5 protein-coding genes are annotated in these 4,854 nt (G+C 68.6%); 4 read left to right on the forward strand and 1 reads right to left on the reverse strand.

What is annotated here, in order from left to right:
- From mutM to AC1DU6_RS20190, 4 genes are all read left to right on the forward strand, one after another.
- The coding region (gene mutM, locus AC1DU6_RS20175; RefSeq protein WP_477859135.1) for a bifunctional DNA-formamidopyrimidine glycosylase/DNA-(apurinic or apyrimidinic site) lyase at positions 1 to 784 on the forward strand (784 nt) is incomplete at its 5' end.
- The gene (gene mutY / locus AC1DU6_RS20180; protein ID WP_457325943.1) at positions 769 to 1,788 is read left to right on the forward strand and encodes an A/G-specific adenine glycosylase; all 1,020 of its coding nucleotides are present in this window, start codon (positions 769 to 771) and stop codon (positions 1,786 to 1,788) included. The genes mutM and mutY, both read left to right, overlap by 16 nt.
- 3 nt (positions 1,789 to 1,791) lie before the next feature.
- Positions 1,792 to 2,094: a hypothetical protein gene (locus AC1DU6_RS20185; protein WP_057300647.1), complete on the forward strand. Its 303-nt coding sequence runs from the start codon at positions 1,792 to 1,794 to the stop codon at positions 2,092 to 2,094.
- 78 nt (positions 2,095 to 2,172) lie between these two features.
- Positions 2,173 to 3,918 carry a methyl-accepting chemotaxis protein gene (locus AC1DU6_RS20190; RefSeq protein ID WP_477859138.1) on the forward strand — a complete coding sequence of 582 codons (1,746 nt, stop codon included), beginning with the start codon at positions 2,173 to 2,175 and terminating at the stop codon, positions 3,916 to 3,918.
- On the opposite strand, the gene AC1DU6_RS20195 is transcribed toward AC1DU6_RS20190, so the two are convergent.
- Positions 3,915 to 4,854: FAD-dependent oxidoreductase (locus AC1DU6_RS20195; RefSeq protein ID WP_477859140.1), on the reverse strand; the 940-nt coding region annotated here is incomplete at its 5' end. The two genes, AC1DU6_RS20190 and AC1DU6_RS20195, sit on opposite strands and share 4 nt — an antisense overlap.

The raw sequence follows: 4,854 nt of genomic DNA on the forward strand, positions 1-4,854 counted from the left end.
CCCCGAAACACTGCTCGGCAGCCGCGTCGGCAGCACGCAAAGAAGGGGTAAATATTTGTGGCTGCCGCTGGAAAAAGGCGATGCCGGGCCGCCCCAAATCGCCTTGCTCCCCTCGGGGGGCGGGCTGGGCGCCGCTCAGCCCTTGGGGCCGACAAGTGCCGGGGGCTTGTTGATGCATCTGGGAATGTCGGGTTCGCTGGCCTTTCTCGACACGACACCCGCGCCCGGCGCGCATGATCATTTCGACCTGCACACCGACCATGGCCTGCTGCGCCTGACCGACCCGCGCCGCTTCGGCGCCGTCGTCTGGGGCGCCGCACTGGATGCCGAACCTGTGGCCACGCTGCTCGGCAGCCTGGGCCTGGAGCCCTTCGACGAGCGATTCGACGGCCTGCACCTGCATGCGGCGCTCAGCGGCCGGCGCGTGTCCATCAAGCAGGCGCTGCTGGCAGGCGACATCGTCGTCGGCGCTGGCAATATCTACGCCTGTGAGGCGCTGTTCATGGCCGGCATCGACCCGCGCCTGCCCGCCGGCAAGCTGAGCCGCCCGCGTGCCGACAAGCTCGCCGCGGCCGTGCGCACGGTGCTCAGCCAGGCGCTGGAAGCCGGTGGCACGACGCTGCGCGACTTCCGCGATGCCCATGGTGTGGCCGGCAGCTTCCAGATGCAGGCGCAGGTCTATGGCCGCGAAGGCGAGGCCTGCCGGCGTTGCGGCACCGCCATCCGGCGCATCGTGCAAGGCGCACGGTCCACCTTCTTCTGCCCCCAATGTCAGAAACGCTGATCGCCGACTTCGGCAAGACCGTAGTCGCCTGGCAGCGCCGCCATGGCCGTAACACGCTGCCATGGCAGAACACGCGCGACCCCTATCGCGTCTGGCTGTCGGAAGTCATGCTGCAGCAAACCCAGGTCGCGACGGTGCTGGGCTACTACGAACGCTTCCTGGCGCGCTGGCCCAAGGTCACCGACCTGGCCGCGGCGTCGCTGGACGAAGTGCTCGCGCAATGGGCCGGCCTGGGCTACTACAGCCGGGCGCGCAATCTCCACGCCTGCGCCAGGGCCGTGGCCGATCTGCATGGCGGCGAGTTCCCAGGCACGGCTGCAGCCCTGCAGACGCTGCCCGGCATCGGGCGCTCCACTGCCGCAGCCATTGCGGCCTTCTGCTTTGGCGAGCGCGTCGCCATCCTGGACGGCAACGTCAAGCGCGTGCTGTCGCGCGTGCTGGCATTCAGCGGCGATCTCTCCAGCAGCGCCGCCGAGAAGAAGCTGTGGGACCGTGCCACCGAGCTGCTGCCCGAGCGCGACGTTGACCGCTACACCCAGGGCCTGATGGACCTCGGCGCGACGATCTGCAGCACGCGCTCGCCCGACTGCCTGCTCTGCCCCGTGCAGCCCATGTGCCGTGGACAGCAGGAGGGCGATCCGACGCGCTTCCCGGTCAAGACCAGGAAGCTCAAGCGCGGCCGTCGCGAGAACTGGTGGCTGTGGGTTGAGAGCGTCGAGGGCCGGGTCTTGCTGCAGCAGCGACCTGACACCGGCGTCTGGGCGAGCCTGTGGACGCTGCCAATGTTTGACGACGAGGCCAGCGCCCGAGCGGCCCTGCCGGGCGGCGAGCTGGAGACGCTGCCGCGGCTGCAGCACGCGCTGACGCACTTCGATTGGGTGCTGCACACGCTGCGGGCCGAGGCAGTTGAGGGTATGACTCCTGGCGGCACTTGGGTGGCGCGGGAGAAACTGGTGGATTACGCGCTGCCTGCGCCGCTGAAGAAGTTGATCGAGGGAGACTGAGCCATGAAACCACACATCAAGAGCGGCATCGAGTACGCGGTCATCACCCTGCTCGTCGCCGGCCTGTGCCTGTGGCAGATCATCAGCAGCACGCAGGACGGCGAGCCGCCGGCGTCGCGGCTTGTCCTGCTGGGTCTGGGTCTCGTCGTGGCGGGCACCATGCATTGCGTTTTCATGATGCAGCTGGTGCGCCGTACGGGCCGCGCCTTCATGCCTTGGTTCATTGCCATCGTCGTTTTCATGCCCATCGGCACCGCCGTGCTGCTCGCCTTGCTGCTGGGCGAGGCCGAGCCGTCTGAAAGTTGACAAAACAGGGGTTGCACACGCATTGCCTGCCCACGGCGAAAGGGGCACAGTCCCTCGAACAACGACAAGGGGACAGCCGTGGATGGACTGAAGAATCTGCGCGTCGGAACGCGCCTGGGATTGGCGTTCTTCGTGKTGCTGGCGCTGATGCTGGCGATGGCCTTTGTCGGCACGTTGCTGGCGAAGTCGATCAACTACTACGCCGAGTACTACCCCGAGAACATCCTGCCGTCGCTGCGCATCATTCACCAGATCGACGGTGCGATCTCCGACGCGCGGAGGTACGAGCAGCAGCACATCCTGACGGACGACGACAAGCAGAAGAAGGAACTCTCTGGYCAGATCGTCAAGGCGCGTGACGACGTCCGCCAGCGGTTGAAGGACTATGAGCTGCTGGCCGCCGACGACGAGGATCGTGGGCTGCTGAAGACGGTGCGCGAGGGCGCCGAGGCCTATTTCGCGGGCCAGGAAAAAGTCCTCAAGGCTTCAGAGGAGAGTGCCGCCGACCCGACCCAGGGCACGGCAGCCCGGGAGATGAATGGGGCCGCCCGCACCGTCTTCCTGCCGCTGCGCCAGAACGTCGGCAAATGGTGGGACTACAACGAGAAGCTGGCCGGCGTGACGACCGCTTCCGCCGAGAGTGCCTACCGCCGCGTGCTGTGGATCTTCGGCATCGCATCGCTCGTGGCCCTGGTCATCGGCGTGTTGGCGGCCCTGTCCATCACCCGTTCCATCACCGGCCCCGTGCAGCGCGCTTCCGACGCAGTCAAGGCCGTGGCGGCCGGCGACTTGACGCAGCGCCTGCACAGCAGCTCGCGCGATGAGCTCGGCCAGCTGCTGACCATGCTGGACGAGATGACGCAGAACCTGGCGCGAATGGTGTCGGGCGTGCGCCTGGGCTGCGACCAGCTCAGCGTTGCAGCGGCCGAGATCGCCCAGGGCAATGCCGACCTGTCGGCGCGCACCGAGAGCCAGGCCTCCAGCCTCGAGCAGACGGCCGCCTCCGTCGAGCAGATGGCCGCGCAGATCAAGGCCAATGCCGACAACGCACGCCAGGCCGACCAGCTCGCCAACCATGCCTCCGAAGTGGCCGGCGCCGGTGGCACCGCTGTCGGTGAGGTCGTCACGACGATGGACGCGATCTCGACCTCCAGCCGCAAGATCTCCGACATCATCGGCACCATCGATGGCATCGCCTTCCAGACCAATATCCTCGCGCTGAACGCGGCGGTCGAGGCGGCGCGGGCGGGCGAGCAGGGCCGCGGCTTTGCCGTCGTGGCCGGCGAGGTGCGCCTGCTGGCCCAGCGCAGCGCCGAGGCGGCCAAGGAGATCAAAAGCCTCATTGGTGACAGTGTCAGCAAGGTCGAGAGCGGCAGCGCCCAGGTGCTGGCCGCGCGCGAAACCATCGGCCAGATGGTCAACGAGGTGCGCAAGGTGACCGACCTCGTCGGCGAGATCACCGTCTCCAGCCGAGAGCAGAGCGAAGGCGTGGGCCAGATCAACGCGGCCGTCAGCCAGCTCGACCAGGCCACGCAGCAGAACGCGGCCCTGGTGGAGCAGACGGCGGCCGCGGCCGAGAGCATGCGCATGCAGACGGCCAAGCTGGCCGAGGCGGTGGCGGCCTTCCGCGTGGATGCGGGCGCTGCGGCGCCAGGGCCACGCGGCACGCCCAAGCCGGCAGCGCGGTCTGCCATGGCGCCTCGCGCTGCGACTCCCAAACCTGCACCGCGCCCTGCGGCTCAAGCCAGGCCCGCGCCGGTCACTGCGGCGCCCAAGCCAGCCCCCGCGCCCAGCCAGGCCGAGGGCGATTGGGAGACTTTCTAGAACAGGCCGGCGAGCCGCTGCACCGCGGCCTCGCTCTGGGCCCGGTCGGGGCGCAGGTCGTCATTGCCGAAGTCGTGCTCACCCATGGCCGCGACCAGCAGGCCGTCACGGCGCGGCAGCACGACGAGGTTCTGGCCGCGATAGATCAGCGCGTAGTCCACCTCGGGCTGTGGAATGAGTCGAGCCGTCTGGCCGCGCACCGGTGTCATGCTGGTGTCTCCCAGCAGCTTGCGCGCACCGTCGCCCGTGCAGTTGACGATGACGCGCTCGGGCAGGCGGGCAAAGTCGCGCGGCTGCCGGAACTCGCGCTGCACCAGTTCGCCGCCGTCGCGGGCGAAATCGTCCAGCAGCAGGCGCTGGTAGGCCGGGACGTTGAAAATGAGTTGCGTGAAGCGGCGTGCGTGCGGTTTGCGAAAAGGATGCTCCGCGGCCGAGAGCGCCTTGCCCTGCGGGCGCAGGTCGGCGATGCGCGACGACAGCTCCGGATAGTCGGGCTCGCCGATGTGGCCGGGCAGGGCCTGATCGAAATCCTCGTCGGCGACGACATAGCCGTCATGCCATTCGACGGGGCCGGAGGGCAGGCCGAGATAGCTCTGGTGCACCTTGAACGAGGCACGCGCCATGGCTTCCCAATCGGCCGTCCAGGCCTCGCTGGCGTGTTCGCTGGTGACGATGCGCGAGTCCGGCRTCCACAGCCCGGTGGCCGCTGAGGAGTGCACGCGGGGTGGCCGGTCCTTGGCGTAGAGCCTGACCTTGTAGCCGGCCTGCTGGGCGGTGCGCGCCGTCGTCAGGCCGATGGCGCCGCAGCCGATGACGGCGATGCGCTCACCCGGGCGACCGCCGCGCGACTGGATCAGCGCCAGCGCGCGCTGGGCCGAACCCCAGGACAGTGACCAGCCGCTGCCGCCGTGGCCGTAGTGGTGGACGACGGTCTTG

It is taken from the genome of Roseateles sp. P5_B10, assembly GCF_056400485.1.